14 protein-coding genes, 2 tRNA genes and 1 pseudogene are annotated in these 17,458 nt (G+C 61.0%); 11 read left to right on the top strand and 6 right to left on the bottom strand.

Translation table 11 applies throughout. The features are described 5' to 3' along the window. Nucleotides 1-10: 10 nt before the first annotated feature. The 4 genes from LVY71_RS14880 to LVY71_RS14865 all read left to right on the top strand — a co-directional run bounded on the left by LVY71_RS14880 (nucleotide 11) and on the right by LVY71_RS14865 (nucleotide 3,450). The gene (locus LVY71_RS14880; RefSeq protein ID WP_235100635.1) at nucleotides 11-943 is read left to right on the top strand and encodes a dihydrodipicolinate synthase family protein; all 933 of its coding nucleotides are present in this window, start codon (nucleotides 11-13) and stop codon (nucleotides 941-943) included. Next, entirely contained in the window at nucleotides 940-1,749 is an 810-nt protein-coding gene (locus tag LVY71_RS14875) for an NUDIX hydrolase (protein ID WP_235100634.1), read from the top strand. The genes LVY71_RS14880 and LVY71_RS14875 overlap by 4 nt, the downstream gene beginning before the upstream one ends. A gap of 101 nt (nucleotides 1,750-1,850) precedes the next feature. Next, nucleotides 1,851-2,591 carry a DUF3750 domain-containing protein gene (locus LVY71_RS14870; RefSeq protein ID WP_235100633.1) on the top strand — a complete coding sequence of 247 codons (741 nt, stop codon included), beginning with the start codon at nucleotides 1,851-1,853 and terminating at the stop codon, nucleotides 2,589-2,591. 46 nt (nucleotides 2,592-2,637) lie between these two features. Further along, on the top strand, nucleotides 2,638-3,450 hold the full coding sequence (locus LVY71_RS14865) for a cobalamin-binding protein (protein WP_235100632.1): 813 nt from the start codon (nucleotides 2,638-2,640) through the stop codon (nucleotides 3,448-3,450). A 35-nt stretch (nucleotides 3,451-3,485) separates the two neighbouring features. Here LVY71_RS14865 and katG read toward each other — a convergent pair whose 3' ends face one another. Continuing rightward, nucleotides 3,486-5,702 carry a catalase/peroxidase HPI gene (gene katG, locus LVY71_RS14860; protein ID WP_235100631.1) on the bottom strand — a complete coding sequence of 739 codons (2,217 nt, stop codon included), beginning with the start codon at nucleotides 5,700-5,702 and terminating at the stop codon, nucleotides 3,486-3,488. Nucleotides 5,703-5,976: 274 nt separating this feature from the next. On the opposite strand from katG, the gene LVY71_RS14855 reads away from it, so the two are divergent. Together LVY71_RS14855 and LVY71_RS14850 are read left to right on the top strand one after the other, a co-directional pair. Beyond that, nucleotides 5,977-6,876 carry a hydrogen peroxide-inducible genes activator gene (locus LVY71_RS14855; protein WP_235100630.1) on the top strand — a complete coding sequence of 300 codons (900 nt, stop codon included), beginning with the start codon at nucleotides 5,977-5,979 and terminating at the stop codon, nucleotides 6,874-6,876. A 105-nt stretch (nucleotides 6,877-6,981) separates the two neighbouring features. Further along, a tRNA-Arg gene (locus LVY71_RS14850) sits at nucleotides 6,982-7,058 on the top strand. Between the two features lie 32 nt (nucleotides 7,059-7,090). Here the strand turns inward: LVY71_RS14850 and LVY71_RS14845 are convergent. Together LVY71_RS14845 and LVY71_RS14840 are read right to left on the bottom strand one after the other, a co-directional pair. Further along, nucleotides 7,091-8,815, bottom strand: a complete 1,725-nt coding sequence (locus tag LVY71_RS14845) for a cache domain-containing protein (protein ID WP_235100629.1) — start codon at nucleotides 8,813-8,815, stop codon at nucleotides 7,091-7,093. Between the two features lie 33 nt (nucleotides 8,816-8,848). After that, a complete protein-coding gene (locus LVY71_RS14840; RefSeq protein WP_235101511.1) occupies nucleotides 8,849-9,823 on the bottom strand; it encodes an ABC transporter substrate-binding protein in 975 nt (324 codons plus the stop codon). Nucleotides 9,824-10,131: 308 nt separating this feature from the next. On the opposite strand from LVY71_RS14840, the gene LVY71_RS14835 reads away from it, so the two are divergent. The 4 genes and pseudogenes from LVY71_RS14835 to LVY71_RS14820 all read left to right on the top strand — a co-directional run bounded on the left by LVY71_RS14835 (nucleotide 10,132) and on the right by LVY71_RS14820 (nucleotide 13,639). Further along, nucleotides 10,132-12,309, top strand: a complete 2,178-nt coding sequence (locus LVY71_RS14835) for a PQQ-dependent dehydrogenase, methanol/ethanol family (RefSeq protein ID WP_235100628.1) — start codon at nucleotides 10,132-10,134, stop codon at nucleotides 12,307-12,309. Nucleotides 12,310-12,701: 392 nt separating this feature from the next. Next, nucleotides 12,702-12,778, top strand: a tRNA-Arg gene (locus LVY71_RS14830). A 9-nt stretch (nucleotides 12,779-12,787) separates the two neighbouring features. Continuing rightward, nucleotides 12,788-12,937, top strand: a pseudogene (locus LVY71_RS23055) (hypothetical protein); the annotation flags it as partial. Between the two features lie 177 nt (nucleotides 12,938-13,114). Next, nucleotides 13,115-13,639 (top strand): tetratricopeptide repeat protein, encoded by a 525-nt coding sequence (locus LVY71_RS14820; protein WP_235100626.1) that lies wholly within the window; start codon nucleotides 13,115-13,117, stop codon nucleotides 13,637-13,639. Nucleotides 13,640-13,645: 6 nt separating this feature from the next. Here the strand turns inward: LVY71_RS14820 and LVY71_RS14815 are convergent, their stop codons facing one another. Next, nucleotides 13,646-14,359, bottom strand: coding sequence for a hypothetical protein (locus tag LVY71_RS14815; protein ID WP_235100625.1), 714 nt, complete (start codon nucleotides 14,357-14,359; stop codon nucleotides 13,646-13,648). Nucleotides 14,360-14,627: 268 nt separating this feature from the next. On the opposite strand from LVY71_RS14815, the gene LVY71_RS14810 reads away from it, so the two are divergent. Further along, nucleotides 14,628-15,071 (top strand): hypothetical protein, encoded by a 444-nt coding sequence (locus tag LVY71_RS14810; protein WP_235100624.1) that lies wholly within the window; start codon nucleotides 14,628-14,630, stop codon nucleotides 15,069-15,071. A 913-nt stretch (nucleotides 15,072-15,984) separates the two neighbouring features. Here LVY71_RS14810 and LVY71_RS14805 read toward each other — a convergent pair. Then, entirely contained in the window at nucleotides 15,985-16,263 is a 279-nt protein-coding gene (locus LVY71_RS14805; protein ID WP_235100623.1) for a hypothetical protein, read from the bottom strand. Nucleotides 16,264-16,401: 138 nt separating this feature from the next. Then, nucleotides 16,402-17,244 carry a toxin-activating lysine-acyltransferase gene (locus tag LVY71_RS14800; RefSeq protein ID WP_235100622.1) on the bottom strand — a complete coding sequence of 281 codons (843 nt, stop codon included), beginning with the start codon at nucleotides 17,242-17,244 and terminating at the stop codon, nucleotides 16,402-16,404. Nucleotides 17,245-17,458: the final 214 nt, after the last annotated feature.

Here is a 17,458-nt window from a genome sequence, read left to right as displayed (position 1 = left end):
AACCTGACATATGAAGCTGACCCATGAGGCGAGCGGCACTTTTGCCATCGCGCCGACCCCGTTCTTCGACGACGGCCGTATCGACTACGATTCCATCGATCGTCTGACGGACTTCTACGCCGAGGTCGGCTGCAATGGCGTCACCGTGCTCGGCATTCTCGGCGAAGCGCCGAAGATGGAAGCCGATGAATCGCTTCAGGTCGCAACCCGTTTCATCAAGCGCGCCAAGGACAAGCAGATCATCGTCGGCGTGTCCGCGCCGGGCTTTGCCCAGATGCGCACGCTGGCGCGCGCATCGATGGATGCGGGCGCCGCCGCCGTGATGATCGCGCCGCCGCCGCACTTGCGCACGGACGAACAGATTCTCGGCTATTTCCGTCAGGCCACCGAGGCCGTCGGCTCCGATGTGCCGTGGGTGCTGCAGGATTATCCGCTGACGCTGACCGTGGTCATGACGCCGTCGGTGATCCGCAAGATCGTCATGGACAGTCCGTCCTGCGTGATGCTCAAGCATGAGGACTGGCCGGGACTGGAAAAGATCTCGACGCTGCGCGGATTCCAGAAGGATGGCTCGCTCAAACCCTTGTCGATCCTCGTCGGCAATGGCGGCCTGTTTCTCGACTTCGAAATGGAGCGCGGGGTGGACGGCGCGATGACCGGCTACGCGTTTCCCGATCTGCTGGTGGATGTCGTCAATCTCTCCAAGGCCGGCAAGCGCGATGCCGCGCACGATCTGTTCGATGCGCATCTGCCGCTGATCCGTTACGAGCAGCAGCCCGGTGTCGGTCTTGCCGTGCGCAAGTACGTCCTGAAGAAGCGCGGCAAGATTGCCTCCGATGCGCAGCGCAAGCCGGGCTCCAGCATGAGCACGCTGGCGCGCAGCGAAGTGGACTATCTGTTGTCGCGCGTCGCGCGCGTCGACAAGCGGGCCAATCTGTCATGAGCGGAAGCACCACATCGGATCCGTCGAAGGCGCTGCGCACCGCGGCCACCGTGCTGCTGCTGCGTGAGAGCGGCCCCGGCATGGAAATCTTCATGGTGCAGCGGAATCGCCAGATCGAGTTCAGTTCCGGCGCGCTGGTGTTTCCAGGCGGCGCCATGGACCCCGGCGATCGCGAGATCGCTGCCGATGCAGCGCTGGTGTCGGATCGGGGCGGGCTGGATGCCGATGCGGCGGCGATCCGTATCGGCGGCATTCGCGAGACATTCGAGGAGAGCGGCATCATGCTTGCGCGTCAGCGCGGCTCTTCCGCGCTGATCCCCGGAGCTGAGCTTGCGGTGCTTGACCGGCAGCGCACGGCGCTGGACGAAGGCAAGGTCAGCTTCGCGGATATACTGCACCAGCATGCGCTGTTGCCCGCAATCGATCTGCTGGTGCCGTTCGCGCACTGGATCACGCCAGTGAATCTGCCGAAGCGGTTCGACACGCATTTCCTGCTGGCGCTCGCGCCCGCCGATCAGATCGGCAAGCACGACGGCAAGGAATCTGTGGACTCGGTCTGGCTGTCGCCGAAAGAGGCGCTCGACAGCGCCGCGTCGGGCCGCTTCAATCTGCCGTTCCCGACCATCCGCAACCTGATCAAGCTCGACAAGCTTGGAACCGCGCAGGCGGCGATGGACTTTGCGCGGACGACGCCGGTGGTGACGGTGGTTCCGGAGATGAGCCGGAACGAGGATGGAACCACGCGCCTGCGCATTCCTATCGAAGCCGGCTATGACGGGGACGTCTTCAACGTCGCCGGGGCCTGACCGGCCCGGCGGCCATTGAATCCATCGGTTGCCGTTACCATTCTCTAGGCACGCAACAGGCAGAGTATGCCGGCGAGCGGTGCGCGATGAGATTGTGGAAGATGGTTCTGACGGCTTTTCTGTTCCTGTTGTTCGCGCCCATCGGCGTCTCCGCCGCCTCCTATTTTCTGAGCGATCGCGCCTCCGCGAACTGGTATGCGGCGGATCGGTCCAGCGCGGGCGTGCTGCCGCAGGCGTCGGCGCATCCGGATGCGCTGGTGCGGATCTATGCCGCGCGAACGGTGCGCTGGCGCGGCATCGTCGCGGTCCATTCCTGGATCGTGTTCAAGGACAAAGGCGCATCGCGATACAATCGCTACGATTACACGGCGTGGGGCGAGCCGATCCGCGTCAACGGCTTCGTCGCGGACGGGCGCTGGTTCGGGCAGGCCCCCGAAGAAGTTTTCCGCGCCGACGGCGAGAGAGCCGCGGTCCTCATTCCGAAAATCCGAGCCGCCATCGACAGCTACAAGTACCGCAACCTCGGCGACTACCGCGCGTGGCCCGGGCCGAACTCGAACACCTTCGTCGCCGCGATTATCGATGCCGTTCCCGAGATGCAGGCGGTGCTGCCGCCGACCGCCATCGGCAAGGACTATCCCTATGACGGCGCGTGGTTCGGCTGGACGCCGTCGGGCACCGGCCTTCGCGCGACGCTTGGCGGCTATCTCGGCGTCACCGTCGGCTGGCTGGAAGGTGTCGAGTTGAACGTCCTCGGCGCGGTCCTCGGTGTCGACGTGCGCCGGCCGGCGATCAAGATTCCCGGCATCGGCCGCATTGGCATGAGCGCGGTCCCGGCGTAGTCAGAGCCTGACGCGCGATCGTGCGCCGATTGCCGAGACCCCCAGCATGCCTTTTCCTCCGCGCAGGATCGTGTGTCTCACCGAAGAAACCGTAGAGACGCTGTATCTGCTGGGCGAGCAGGATCGCATCATCGGCGTGTCGGGCTACGCCGTACGGCCGCCGCAAGTGCGGCGTGAGAAGTCGCGCGTCTCGGCATTCATCTCCGCGGACATTCCCAAGGTGCTCGCGCTGGAGCCCGATCTCGTGCTGGCGTTTTCCGATTTGCAGGCGGACATCGTCGCCGATCTGGTGCGGGCAGGGGTGGCGGTGCATGTCTTCAACCAGCGCGACGTTGCCGGAATTCTCGCGATGATCCGCACGCTGGGCGGGCTGATCGGTGAGGCAGGGAAGGCGGATGAACTCGCGTCGCAATTCGAGCGACGGCTTGCCGATGTCGCCGAAGCCGCGCGCGCGCGACCGTCGCGGCCGAAAGTCTATTTCGAGGAGTGGGACGATCCGCTTATCAGTGGGATCGGTTGGGTGTCCGAGCTGATTTCAGTCGCCGGCGGCGAGGATGTTTTTCCGCAGCTTGCCAAAGAGAAGGCCGCGAAGGATCGTATTGTCGCGCCGGAGGTTGTGATCACGGCAAACCCGGATGTCATTCTTGCCTCATGGTGCGGAAAGAAAGTTGTGCCCGACAAAATCCGTCAGCGCCCGGGATGGGACGCTATCACTGCCGTGCGTAACAACCGGATCGTCGAGATCAAATCGCCGCTGATTCTGCAGCCGGGGCCTGCGGCTTTGACCGACGGGTTGGACGCGATCATTTCAGCGCTGTGGGATGAGGCTCTCTTGAAAAAAAACTCCGGCGCCGCGTGAGCCGCGCCGGAGTGTGTCGCTTTGCCTGCGCAAAATCAGGCGAGATCGAAGCGGTCGGCGTTCATCACCTTGGTCCACGCCTTCACGAAGTCGTTCACGAACTTCTCCTTGGAATCCGAACTGGCGTAGACTTCGGCCAGGGCGCGCAGCACCGAATTCGAGCCGAACACGAGATCGACGCGCGTGCCGGTCCATTTCACTGCGCCGCTTTTGCGATCGACGCCCTCGAAAATGTCCTTGGCCTCGGAGACCGCTTTCCACTGCGTTCCCATATCCAGGAGGTTGACGAAGAAGTCGTTCGTTAGCGCGCCGGGTCGATCAGTCAGGATGCCGTGGGCGGAGCCATCGGCATTGATGTTAATCGCGCGCAGACCGCCGATCAGCACCGTCAACTCTGGCGCGGTGAGCGTCAGAAGCTGGGCCTTGTCGATCAGCAGCGCTTCGGCAGGTACCGCGTATCGGGCCTTCTGGTAGTTACGGAAACCGTCATAGATCGGTTCGAGCACCTCGAAGGCTTCCACATCGGTCTGCGTCTGCGAAGCGTCGGTACGGCCCGGCGCGAACGGCACCGTCACATTGTGACCGGCTGCCTTCGCAGCCTGCTCGACCCCGGTATTGCCTGCGAGCACGATCAGGTCTGCAAGCGAGACTTTCTTGCCGGCGCTCTGACCCTGATTGAACTCGAACTGGATACGCTCCAGAACCTTGAGCACCTTCGCAAGCTGCTCCGGCTGGTTTACCGCCCAGTCCTTTTGAGGGGCGAGGCGGATGCGCGCGCCGTTGGCGCCGCCGCGCTTGTCACCGCCGCGGAAGGTGGAAGCCGAGGCCCAAGCGGTGCCGACCAGTTCTGACACGCTGAGACCTGAGGCCAGCACCTTGACTTTGAGCGCGGCAGTATCAGCGTCATCGATCAGGGGATGATCGACGGCAGGCACCGGATCCTGCCAGATCAGTTCTTCCCTCGGCACCTCCGGACCCAGATAGCGCGAGCGCGGGCCGAGGTCGCGATGCGTCAGCTTGAACCAGGCCCGTGCGAACGCCTCGGCAAAAGCCTGCGGGTTCTGCAGGAAGCGCCGCGAGATCTTCTCGTAGGCCGGGTCGAAGCGCAGCGACAGGTCGGTCGTCAGCATCTTCGGCTTCTGCTTCTTCGACGAATCATGCGCGAGGGGGATGACATCCTCGGCATCCTTGGCCACCCACTGGTTCGCACCGGCCGGAGACTTCTCCAGCACCCATTCGAATTTGAACAGGTTCTCGAAGAAGTGGTTGCTCCATTGCGCCGGCGTCTGCGTCCAGGTGACCTCCAGGCCGCTGCCGATGGCGTCGGCGCCGTGGCCGGTGCCAAAGCTGCTGGTCCAGCCGAAACCCTGTGCTTCAAGGTCTCCGGCTTCAGGGTCCGCTCCCTTGTAGGATTCAGCCGCCGCGCCGTGCGTCTTGCCGAAGGTATGACCCCCGGCGATGAGAGCGACGGTTTCCTCATCGTTCATGGCCATGCGCTTGAAGGTTTCCCGGATATCTTTTGCAGCCGCGAGTGGATCAGGGTTTCCGTCCGGACCTTCCGGGTTGACGTAAATCAGGCCCATCTGAACGGCTGCGAGCGGGTTTTCGAGTTCGCGTTCACCGGAATAACGGCTGTGTTTGTTGTTGGGATCGTTGCTGGCGATGAGCCAAGTGGTCTCCCGGCCCCAGTAGACGTCCTGGTCCGGCTCCCAAACGTCTTCGCGGCCGCCGGCGAAACCGAAGGTACGAAAGCCCATCGTCTCGAGCGCGACATTGCCGGTAAGGATAAAAAGATCGGCCCAGGAAATCTGTTGCCCATATTTCTGCTTGATCGGCCACAGCAGGCGACGCGACTTGTCGATGTTGACGTTGTCGGGCCAGCTATTGAGCGGAGCGAAGCGCTGCTGGCCGCGACCGCCGCCGCCGCGGCCATCGCCCATGCGGTATGTCCCCGCGCTATGCCAAGCCATGCGGATGAATTGTGGACCATAGTTGCCGAAGTCGGCCGGCCACCAGTCCTGCGAGTCGGTCATCAACTTGCGCAGGTCGTTCTTCAGCGCCTCGTAATCGAGCTTCTTGAATTCCTCACGGTAATTGAACGTCTGATCCAGCGGATCGGATTTGGATGAATGCTGGTTTAGCAGGTCGACGCGCAACTGGTTCGGCCACCAGTCCCTGTTGGATGTGCCGGCGCCGGCCCCATGAACAACTGGGCATTTGCCCGCGCCTTTATCGTCAGTCTTTGCGTCCATCTTGCTCTCCGATTCCGGTCTGTAATTTTGTTTGGGTTGTTCTTTACGATGATTTCCTGAAGGCGTTGCGACGATGTCCCGGCGGCCCTTCTCAGCGCAGGAACGATGCCTCGCTGTTTCCATAGTCGCCGGCGGCTGGGACAGGCGCCGCGCGGTCAAGGCGCGCGGCTGCCAAGTCTTGGGAACACCTCCCGAAGGCAGTTCCGTAAGGTAAGGGCACTTTTCAATCAGGTCTAATCGTATTAATAATCGTTCTGGATAAGAAAAACTGATCATGGTTTCATTGAAACAACTCAAGTATTTCGACGCCGTGGCCCGGTCGGGCCATTTTGGCAAGGCGGCCGCCCATTGCGCCATCAGCCAGCCAGCGCTGTCGATGCAGGTTCAGGAGCTTGAGCGGTCCCTCGGGGTCCAACTGCTGGAGCGGGGCCGCAATGGCGTCATCCTGACGGAAGGCGGCCGGGAAATCGCGCAGCGCGCCGCGCGGGTGCTTGCGGACGTGCGCGACATTGTCGACGCCGCGCGGCGGCAGGGCGACGTGCTGTCCGGCCCGCTGGCCCTCGGCGTCATTCCGTCGCTGGCGCCCTACATCCTGCCGCGGCTGCTGCCGAAAATCAGGGACGGTTTTCCCGATCTCGATCTTCATATTCGGGAGACGCAGACCCAGTCGCTGGTCGGCGAACTGGTCGATGGTGAACTCGATCTTCTGTTGCTGGCACTGCCGGTCGAGCATCCCGACGTCGAGACGGTGCGCCTGTTCGATGATCGCTTCCTGCTGGCCATGGCGACGGCGCATCGCATGTCGGACGATGTCCGCGCCACGCCGGATCTGCTCGAGGGTGACAAACTTCTGCTCCTGGAGGAGGGGCACTGCATGCGGGATCAGGCGCTGGCCTTCTGCAACCTGCAGCGGGTCGAGAACATCAACACGTTCGGCGCGTCCAGTCTCTCGACGCTGGTGCAGATGGTGGCGAACGGCCTCGGCATGACTCTGCTGCCTGAAATCGCGGTGCCGCTCGAAACCCGGCATGGCGATATTCACCTGATGCGATTCGCCGATCCGGAACCGCAGCGGGTCATCGGCCTTGCATGGCGGAAAAGCTCGCCGCGCAAGCGCCACTTCGTCGAACTCGGCCAGATGATTACAGACGCGGCCAGTACTGCTGCCCGGTGAGACTGTCCATCGAAGAGGCGGGCCACCGGTGGATTTCGGAAAAGCGGCTTTCCGCACCATTTCGGGGTGGATTTCATGCCATCCTTGGCTATGGTGCGGCCCTCAGCGCTCCTAGCTCAGCTGGATAGAGCATCGGATTTCGATTCCGAGGGTCGGGAGTTCGAATCTCTCGGAGCGCGCCAAACTTCGCTGGACGGAAGTCTGCGCACTTCCTTCAAATGACGGCGGAAAATACCGGAACGGGCTCGTCGAAGCCTTTCAGCGTCCGCGCATCCAGTTCAACCAGAGGTATGCTCGATCTCACCGCCTGAGCTGTGACGCGATCGATCAGGATTTGAGAGTCGTCCGCGCTCGAACACAATCGCGATGCCAGATTCACGACGCTGCCAATCGCGCTGTAGTCAAGGCGCCCTTCGGATCCGATCCTCCCGACTGTGGCCGGTCCCATCGCCAGCCCGACGCCGAAGCCAAGCTGGTGATCCAGCGCGCGCCAGTGCGCCAGAAGTTTCTGTACGCTCCTTTGCATGTCGCCCGCCATGTTGACGGCGCGCAACGCCGGATCCGACACGGCAACCGGCGCGTTGACGAGTACCATCGCTCCGTCACCGGAGAAGTTTATCAGCGTTGCTTCATGGGCGCTCACGACCCTTTCGAGCGCATCATAGTATTCGCGCAGCACGGCCATGATGGTTTCAGGTTCGGCGCGAACCGAAAATGCGGTGAAGCCCCGCAGATCGCAGAACACCACGACCACCTCGACGCGCCGCCCGTCGAGAACGCTGTCGTCACCGGTGCGGTCAATCAGTTCTGCAATTTGTGGCGCAAGGAAGCGCTTGAGCCGGCTTATGCGTTCGGAGCGTTCCTGCGAAACCGCCAACTCGCTTGCCATCTCGTTGAACCGGGTTGCAAGACGCTCGAATTCGTCACTCGTTGCAAGGTTGATGCGGTGGTCGAATTGCCCTGCGCCTATTCGGGCGACTCCTTCCTCCAGCAACTGTATGGGTCCCACCATGCGTTGGGTCAGCCAGTAGGCCAGCATTGCCGCGAGCGCGGCGCCGGCAATGAGCAAAGCTCCTGTACGCCAAAGGGCGGCGTAGATCGGCCCGAATGCCTCGGCGATCGGTTGCTTGACGATGACGCTCCAGTTGACGCCCGGAATCTGCACCATCGCCGCCAATACTGTCGTTCCGGAAATATCCTGACCGGCCGCGGCCTGACCGGGCCGTGCGAGAATGGCTGCCCGCAAGGTCTGAAGCGGTCGCTGGGCGATTTCGTCGGCTCGCAAGACAAGGCTGATGTCCGGATGAGCAACGAGGCGTCCCGGCCGGTCGAGCACGAATGCTTCGCCGGTGCGTCCCACCCGAATCCCCGAGATCACTTCCCAGATGAACTTGAGGTTGACCTCGGCGACAGCCACCCCATCGGCCGAGCGGTTACCCGCGATGGCCACGGTCATGAAGGGCTCCGAGCCATCATGAAATGTGACCGGCCCATACCAGATCCGGTCTGAACGGGCTCCTATCACAGCGGGCTTCTCGGAATGGTCATCACCACTCTCGATCCTGTTCAGGCCGATGCGTGACACGAACAGGCGTTCTCTCCCGGTGGCATCGACAAGGCTGAGGTTTTCCACGGCCTGTGCCTGGCGGAGCAGGCGCAGGGCGTCGAGCCGGCGCCTTTCGCCCGTATCGTCGGACCATGGCAGTTGCACGGTCCAGACAAGCTGGTCCCGAATTCCCTCAATGAAATCCTGGATGTTTACGGCCGCAAATCGGGCTTCAGCGTTCAGGAGATCGTTCAGTCTGGCGCGCTGGTCGTGATAGCCGAACCACGCCTCACTTCCGCCCGCGATCAGAAGCGGCACAACGGCGGCTGCAAAGAGCGCGCGAAAATATTTCCTGAACAATGAAGAGTGCGGCGCGATCAGCGGATCGGCCATGGCATCAGCCCGCGCGGTGGCCAGCGGGCCGGATCATTCGATCACTCCGTCAGCGCTGCTCAGTATCGAGGGCGGCAGGGAGATACCGAGGGCATTGGCCGACTTCAGATTAATGAACAGCTCGACTTTGGTGACCCGCTGCACCGGCAGATCGGCAGGCTTCTCTCCCTTCAGGATACGGCCGGCGTAGATACCGGTGTGACGGTGCGACTGAGCGAAATCACCGCCATAGCTCATCAGGCCGCCAGCGAGTGGGAAGTCGCGGGACTGTGTCATCGCAGGCACGGCGTGACGGACCGCGAGCGCGGCAAGTTGCTGGCTACGGTAGGCGAAATAGGGATCGGAGCTGAAAACAAGTCCACCCGCATGCGTCTCGTGCACCGTTGTGAACATGTTGTCGAACTCTTGTTCGTTGCTGGCTTTCAGGACAACCAGCTCCACCCCCAGACTGTCGGCCGCGGCACGGAGGTTCTTCAGTTGGGAGTGTGAGGTGGGACTGGTGGGATTGATGGCGACCGCGAACACGTTGGTGCCCGGGCGCACCTCGCGCATGAACTCCAGGCGCTTGCGCGAAACCTCCACACTCAGGCTCGACACACCGGTGAGATTGCCTCCCGGCCGGGAGAGGCTGTCGACCACGCCGAGTGCAATCGGGTCGCCACCCATCTCGAAAACAATAGGAATCGTCGCGGTTGCCGATTTTGCCGCAAGCGCCACCTCAGCACCGCCCGCAGCGACAAGGACATTTATCTGGCGGCTGGCCAGATCCGTTGCGAGTGCCGGCAACCGGCTGTACTGACCTTCCGCCCATCGAAACTCGATCGCGACATTGCGCCCTTCGGCATAACCGGCTTCTGCGAGGCCGCTGCGAAAGGCATTGAGGCGGCTGCTGTAGCGTTCGGGGGTTTCGGACCCAAGATATCCTATGACCGGCATGGTTTGCGCGCCGGCCGGGGTCATCCATGCCATCGCACTGCCAACAAGTGCAATGAAATCGCGCCGCCTCATCTGATCTGCGGTGTCGGTGAAGGCGCGCGGCACGAAACGCATGGTTGTCCTTCCTTTCAACCAACGTCGCCCAATCGTTCGGTCCCAGCATAGCCGCGCGCCGATGGTTACGGAACCGGATATTGTCCGCCTGACTGCGCCCTGATGACGTGTGAGGGGAGGGAAATAGAGATCGGAGGGGCGCCGTTCGGGTGTGCGCTGCGAGATTCGATGACGCTTCGTTGCAATGCGCAACACGGTTTCGTTGACGGCTTTTGGATTGCGTCTAACATTCTCGCAGGCCCGTTAGAGGCCATCGGGAGGAATGCATGATACGTCTTGCCAGCACAAATGCCCGCCGACAATTTTCTACGAATGCCCAAACCCAGCGCCCGCCGCTGGGTTTTTTGACGGTCGCGTCCGTCGTCGCGACACTTGCCATCGTCTCGCAGGTCTCCGCGCAATCGCCGCCGAAGGGGTCGCCCGATCATATCAAGGCGGTGACGTCCGCGGTCGATCAGAATTCCATCAAGGCCAACGCTGCGACGTCGAACGACTGGCCGACCATCGGTCTTGATTACGGAGAGACGCGATTTAGCAAGCTGAATCAGATCAACACCGAGAACGTCAAGAATCTCGGTCTGATGTGGACCTACAATCTTGAATCGTCGCGTGGCGTCGAGGCGACGCCGCTGGTCGTCGACGGCATCATGTACGTCACCGCATCATGGAGCGTGGTGCACGCGATCGACGTGCGCACCGGCAAGAAGATCTGGACCTTCGATCCGCAAGTCTCTCGCTCGATCGGCTTCAAGGGGTGCTGCGACGTCGTCAATCGCGGTGTTGCGCTTTACAAGGGCAAGGTCTTTGTCGGCTCCTATGATGGACGGCTCGTGGCGCTCGACGCCGTGACCGGCAAGAAGGTCTGGGAAAAAGACACGCTCATCGACAAGGAGCACTCCTACACGATCACCGGCGCGCCGCGCGTTGTTAACGGCAAGGTGGTGATCGGTAATGGCGGCGCGGAATACGGCGCGCGCGGTTACGTCACCGCGTATGACGCGGAAACCGGCGATCAGGCGTGGCGCTGGTTCACTGTGCCCGGCGATCCGTCAAAGCCTTTCGAAGATGAATCGATGGAGAAGGCCGCCAAGACCTGGGATCCGGCGGGCAAGTACTGGATCAACGGCGGCGGCGGGACGGCATGGGACACCATCACGTTCGATCCCGACCTGAACCTCGTTTACATCGGCACCGGCAATGGATCGCCGTGGAATCGTCATCTGCGCAGTCCCGCGGGCGGCGACAATCTCTATCTGGCATCGATTGTCGCGCTGAACGCCGACACCGGAAAATACGTCTGGCACTATCAGGAAACCCCCGGCGACCACTGGGACTACACCTCGACCCAGCCGATGATCCTGGCCGACATCGCGATCGACGGTGCGCCGAGGAAGGTGATCCTTCACGCGCCGAAGAACGGCTTCTTCTTCGTCATCGATCGCACCAACGGCAAGTTCATCTCGGCCAAGAATTTCGTCGATGTGAATTGGGCGACCGGCTATGATTCAAGCGGACGTCCGGTCGAGGTTGCGGAAGCGCGCGATCTCGAAAAGGGCATGGACAGTATTCCGGGTCCGTTTGGCGCGCACAACTGGCACCCGATGTCGTTCAATCCGATGACGGGTCTGGTCTATCTGCCGGCGCAGGGCGTGCCGCTGAATCTCACTCCGTTGAAGGACTGGAAGCACAATGCCAACAAGCCCGGCGAATTCGGCGGCAACACCGGCTGGAACACCGGCTTTGCGCTGAACGCGACGCCGCCGAAAAATCTGCCATTCGGCCGGCTGATCGCGTGGGATCCGGTGAAGCAGAAGGAGGCGTGGAAACAGGAATATGTCGCGCCGTGGAATGGCGGGACATTGACCACTGCCGGCAATCTCGTGTTTCAGGGAACGGCCGATGGCCGCTTCATCGCCTACAACGCAACGACCGGCGAGAAGCTCTGGGAATCGCCGACGGGCACCGGCGTCGTCGCGGCAGCGTCGACCTACATGCTTGATGGCGTGCAATATGTGTCGGTCGCGGTCGGGTGGGGTGGTGTGTTCGGCATCACGCAACGCGCGACCGAAGCCGACAATCCCGGCACGGTCTATACGTTCGCGATTGGCGGAAAGGCGCCGCTGCCGCCGATCACGAAGTACCAGATGGAAAACCTGGTTGCCGGTGTGAAATACGATCCGGCGGACGTTGGGCCCGGGACGCTGCTGTACGTCAGCAGTTGCGCCACGTGTCATGGCGTGCCGGGCGTGGACAAGGGCGGCAATGTGAGAAATCTCGGCTACGTCAGCGCCGAGACGATCGCCAATCTCAAGAACTTCGTGTTCAAGGGACCGCATGTCGAGAAGGGGATGCCGGACTTCAGCGGCAAGCTGAGCGAGGATGACGTTGTGAAGATTACCGCTTTCATTCAGGGCACTGCGGACGCTGTACGCCCGAAGAAGTGAGTCGGCCGCCTGGTCCGGCGCGTGGCGTGAGTCGTTTCGACTTTCGCTGCGCTCGCCTTGGCTGCGCTTGTTTCACCGTCATTCCGGGTCTGCGCCGGGACGCAGCCCGGAGTGACGCGGCGGCAGGATGATTGAAAAGTCAGTAACAAATCCAGAAAATAAGTGCGTCTGGGGCATTTGGCCGGACAGATTATGCTCAACCGCCACTCACCGAAGTCCGAATGCAGCGGGCATCGAAACGCGTGGCATGGCGCAAAAGCCTGCTGCGCAAGCAGTAACACGCGGCTTCGGTGGTTTCCTGGATACGTCCTTAAGCCCGTACCATCGGGTGACCACCGAGACTGTGCAAGTGGGTTGCGCGGTGATCCGGTCTAACCTATTGAAGCCGTCACGCGCTCTGGGCTCGGCCGGATAAGGCATCGGATTGCGATTCCGAGGGGCGGGAATTCGAATTTCTCGTAGCGCGCCAGCGATCCTTATGAAACCGATGTCAAAAAGCTCTTTCCCGGAACGAAACAGGCCGCCCCCGCCAGCGCTCGCAAAGGCGTTGCTGGCATTGCAGATGCAGCAACTTGAGGACGCAGAGCAACTCGCGTCGCAAGTCCTGAAATCCGACCGCGGCAATACGTTTGCCGCAGAAATCCTTGGCCGCGCCCTTCTGGCGCAAAATCGTCTCGACGAGGCCATCGTGCACCTGGCCAAATTTGCGCGCAGGACCGATGAGCCGTCGATCGAAACTTTGCTTGCGGGCATGCTCGCCGCTGTCGGCCGCAGGGACGAAGCGCTGGATCATTTGCGACGCGCCGTGGCCCGACGACCGCACTACATTCCGGCGTTTGTCGAACTCGCGCTCCAGTTGCGCAAGGCCGGACAATTTGACGAGGCGATGGCCGTCACCGAGAGCGGGCTGACATTCGCGCCGCAATCGGCCGATCTGCAACTTGCCTTGGGACATGCTCTGGCGGAACGCAACGAGCGTATCCGGGCGCGGGAGGTGTTTGCGAAAGTTCACGCCGCGGAGCCGACGCATCATGATGCCTTGCTGGCTCTTGCGATGGCGGTGATATGGGATGGCGATTACGGACGGGCCGCGGACCTCTATCGCCGCGCGCTGGCCATCAAGCCGCTGGACGATACGCGGCTCCGTCTGGCGAAATGCTTGCTGGAACTCCGGCAGCATGAGGAAGCGGAAGCGCTCTTGCGCACGGCCACCCACGGGGTGAGCCACTTGGCTGCTCATGCAGTCATGGCGATGGTATCCACATCGCATGGGCGAATCTTCCTGCAGCCAAGTTCGACGCTGAATTTTTTACGCGTCCGAAACGATTGACTGTTATCAGGCCCGAAATTGACGCCGGTAAACGCCGGCCTCGCGGGACATCAGGCCTATGAGATCGTGCGTGCGCTGCGTGTCCTCTTCCGTGAAAACCGCGGTTCGCAAACTCCATGTTTCCCGCTTTATCGGAAAGCATTGAGCGACCGGCGTTCCTTTCGGCAGTACGCCGCTGAAATTCGTGTCGCGCCAACGCGCCGGAAAATGAATCCAGCCATCGCGATAGTTGTCGCAATCGACCCATCCCGTCAGCGTCGTAAACGGCAAATCAAACCTGTTGACGGGATGCGTGATCAGCAGGGAATAGCCCGCCGGTGCTTCGATGGTCCAGAGGTTGTGAAACTTGATCACGAAACGGTCGGGTTCGAACAACGGCGAGCCGGTAAGCTGGGTACTGTCGTGCAGCCCCAGCGGAGAGCGAGGGAAATCGACCGTACCACATGGCGGCAAATCGTTATCCCAGGTAAACTCACCGTCCTCGAACTTTATATCGCAGATGAGCGGGATCAGAAAACCCGACGTCATCGCGTCTACGAAGGGCGGGCAACGCTTCACGGTATCGTTCTGCCCGCCCATAATAGCGCTCGAAACCTCTTGCGGCATGGTTTTCAGCCAATCCGGCAAGCCCTGCGCCGCGGGGATCGGCGGCGGCAACAGACCTTCGAGTTCTTTTGGGCAGCGAAACGTCAGCAATTGCGAGGTGTCAGGCGAGGGCATAACAGCAATAATCTCAAAACGATAAGGGGCGAATGTAATCCGGCTTGGTATTTGACGTTATCACCTGCGTTGCTCGCTCGCTACTCTTATGCCGACGCAATTCAGACCGGCCATGACGCATCGTTTCAATTTACAATGCGTTCGAACGAAATTCGAACGGCGCCATCCTTGCGCCACTCATCACCCTTAACGAAATTCCAACACAACAAAGCCAAAGTTGGGCGTCATCCGTTCCGTTCCGTCCCGTCGATGCTAGGCCATTTCCGACATGCGATTTTGGGTTCCAGCTACGATTTTGATCGCGTTGAGCGGCCCGGCGCATGCGGACCTGCGCATCACCCGCGACCACGGCGGCTATGTCGAGGAATACAAGGCGAAGTACCAGCGCATCCGGGCGCGGGGCGAGCGCGTCATCATTGACGGCATCTGCAACTCGGCCTGCACGCTGGTGTTCGGCATCGTGCCGATGAACAAGATCTGCGTGACGCCACGCGCCAGTCTCGGCTTTCATCAGGCCTATTACGACAAGGCCTTCACCTTCGGCATCAAGGTGACAAGCAACGAGGGGACGTCGGACCTGATGTCCTATTACCCTCAGCCCGTGAAGGCCTGGATCAGCCGCAACGGCGGCCTCACCACCGAGATGAAGAAGATCAAGAACGGCACGGATCTCTGGCAGATCGTCGATCCATGCCCGGAAGAGTTTTTCTGAGGTTCCTGTCGGTCTTCCTGCTGGCTCGCGGTGTGAGTTTTGCGCGTTGAAATTCCGCACGATCTCTCATCCGATCGCCACGGAGACGACGATTGAGGATGATGCGACAGCGTGTATCACGTCAGCTTCCCGATTCAATTTTCAGACAGCCACTTCCATTCGCGCACGCGCCATCGTTCTCGCGCATCGCGCGAGTTGCGCTTGTAGTTTCCCCTCCCAACAATGAGGGGCATGGAGCGCCGCGAGGCGCACCTTGTCTTGTTTCGCTGCCGGCATCCGCTTGCGAGGCGAATGGTTCTCCGGAAGCGCATCGCCTCACGGCGCTCCATTGCGGCGATTTTGGGCGAGAGGACCGTACTTCCGGGACAGGACGAGCGCGGCGCGTCTCTGATCCAGCGGGATTTCCCCGCCTTCATCCTGTCCTCGTCCAGCCGCTGACGGCAGAGCCACGTAGTTGGCCCGGACGGTGACCCCAGCCTCCCGGGCGTGGTGTTTGCGAAACACACGCGCAGGCGCCGCATCCTGCTCCGCTTGACGAACGCCCTCGAGAAGCGCCCCTCACGAACAGGACGATACGGACTATATTCCTAGATCAGGGCATGTCAAGAGGGGGATCGTCATTCCGGGGGCGCGAGCGCAGCAAGCGAGCCCGGAATGACGAAGCGGGAAATCACTTTGGAGCGAAGCGAAATCGGGGATCAATACGACTGAGCATGCCCCGGATTGCGCTGCGCTTCATCCGGGCTACGCTTGCTGCAAGAACTTGCGTGCCATCGTTGAGGGGTCCTAAGCCCGCATATGTCTGCCCGGTCGGCGTATTGACAACTACCGCAGCGTGCCCAGGTGAAAAATTTGGACTGAAGCCAAGATAGGAGATGGCAATGGTTAGGGAGTAATCTGCCATGTCTTCCCCTTATTCTTTGGATGCGACTGCGGTAATTATGAATTTTGCCAAAGCGGCGAACGGATAGACGGCCAAGCAAACTACCGACAAAACAAAAAAAAGCGCCATATATCCAAGGGGATCATGCTTGCCGCCGCATGCTTCAGGAACATGATGAATAAGGCTAGCTTGATAAAACATTTGAATGAATAGCGCGGCGTAGAGAGCCAGAAAGCAGAAGGAAAATATCCTATTACGGATGATGAACATCACGATAGCAGGGCCCAGAAACGCCCAAATGTCTTGCATACGATAGTATCCAAAGCATTCGTGCACAATGTAGGCTCCCACTGCGATTACAGTGAAAGCTACAACGAGCGCGCAGAGATTCGCGATTAGCGTTGGACGCGATCCTGACAAACTCATCAACTCAACCTCGAAGAGTCATCATATCACCGGCCGTACTGCCGCAACCTGCTCCAGCATCTCCCCTTCGCCACCGAACGGCGCGACCAGTTCGATGATGCGGAGATGCGGACCGCTCTTCCATTCCACCGCAGTCAGCCGCCGGTCGTTGGCATCAATGCGCTTGGCCACGAAATCGTCGGCCAGCGCCCATAGCGCGACACCGACCGGCTGCTCACCATTGTAGAACATGCGAAACTGCTTGAGCAGGATGGCGGGCATCACCAGCCATTCAAGATCGCCCAGCGGGATTGATTTGTGACGCGGGCTTTGCGTCATCAGCCAGGTGATTTCGCCGAGCACCTGCGCAACCGTTTTTGGCGGCGGGATCGCCTGTCCCTGCGCTCCGCCAGCGTGATGTTTAGCTTGCGATGAACCGCCCGGCGCAGCGCCAAACGTGCCTGATGTATTCGGTGCCCCCCGGAACTCGGCAAAAGCCGCATTCAGCGCCGCTTCGCCAAACACCGGCGCCGCTTTCCCATGGTCCTCGTGTGATGGTTTCGAACTTTCCGGCGAAGGACTCTGCTGTCCGGTCACCTTGTCCAAAGGCTCACCGGCGTGCCTGGCTGCGGACCCGCTCTTGGTCATTCGCTTTCCCCCCTGCGTCGTCTTCTTCTTGTCCGGCATGTGCTGCGCCTTTGGCGGAAACACCTGCATTACAGTAGGACAAACCTCTCCCGCATGCACACCACCACAACTCTGCGGCGAAGCGCACTGCCTTCCTTTTATTTGGGCTGAACTTGAGACTCGGGCGTAGAAAACTTGCCCTGTAGAATTAGCGGAAGTCGCAAATATCGAATGGTCCACGCTCGGAAGCGACGACATTCACCGCGATGCATAGCATCGCGTGATGGCAGCGCCTCAAAACGCTTCACCAAGTGAGGATTACAAACGCCTCGCCCCTAGGTTGAAAAGTAAGACACTCAAATACCGATCCGCAACTGAAAAGTGGGCGCGCATGTTCGGGAGCCCGGAATCCACGGCCACTAACCGGTTTTCGCAATCATGGATTCCGGGTCTGCGCCAAGAGGCGCCCCCC

The sequence above is a fragment of the Bradyrhizobium sp. G127 genome, from assembly GCF_021502575.1.
Taxonomy (GTDB): Bacteria; Pseudomonadota; Alphaproteobacteria; order Rhizobiales; family Xanthobacteraceae; genus Afipia.
This window is presented reverse-complemented; position numbering and strand designations above follow the sequence as displayed.

Bases quoted from the DNA above. Each gene is read 5' to 3' on its own strand.
- LVY71_RS14880 (WP_235100635.1), top strand. From the start codon at position 11: ATGAAGCTGACCCATGAGGCGAGCGGCACTTTTGCCATCGCGCCGACC.
- LVY71_RS14875 (WP_235100634.1), top strand. From the start codon at position 940: ATGAGCGGAAGCACCACATCGGATCCGTCGAAGGCGCTGCGCACCGCG.
- LVY71_RS14870 (WP_235100633.1), top strand. From the start codon at position 1,851: ATGGTTCTGACGGCTTTTCTGTTCCTGTTGTTCGCGCCCATCGGCGTC.
- LVY71_RS14865 (WP_235100632.1), top strand. From the start codon at position 2,638: ATGCCTTTTCCTCCGCGCAGGATCGTGTGTCTCACCGAAGAAACCGTA.
- katG (WP_235100631.1), bottom strand. From the start codon at position 5,702: ATGGACGCAAAGACTGACGATAAAGGCGCGGGCAAATGCCCAGTTGTT.
- LVY71_RS14855 (WP_235100630.1), top strand. From the start codon at position 5,977: ATGGTTTCATTGAAACAACTCAAGTATTTCGACGCCGTGGCCCGGTCG.
- LVY71_RS14845 (WP_235100629.1), bottom strand. From the start codon at position 8,815: ATGGCCGATCCGCTGATCGCGCCGCACTCTTCATTGTTCAGGAAATAT.
- LVY71_RS14840 (WP_235101511.1), bottom strand. From the start codon at position 9,823: ATGAGGCGGCGCGATTTCATTGCACTTGTTGGCAGTGCGATGGCATGG.
- LVY71_RS14835 (WP_235100628.1), top strand. From the start codon at position 10,132: ATGATACGTCTTGCCAGCACAAATGCCCGCCGACAATTTTCTACGAAT.
- LVY71_RS14815 (WP_235100625.1), bottom strand. From the start codon at position 14,359: ATGCCCTCGCCTGACACCTCGCAATTGCTGACGTTTCGCTGCCCAAAA.
- LVY71_RS14810 (WP_235100624.1), top strand. From the start codon at position 14,628: ATGCGATTTTGGGTTCCAGCTACGATTTTGATCGCGTTGAGCGGCCCG.
- LVY71_RS14805 (WP_235100623.1), bottom strand. From the start codon at position 16,263: ATGCAAGACATTTGGGCGTTTCTGGGCCCTGCTATCGTGATGTTCATC.
- LVY71_RS14800 (WP_235100622.1), bottom strand. From the start codon at position 17,244: ATGTCGTCGCTTCCGAGCGTGGACCATTCGATATTTGCGACTTCCGCT.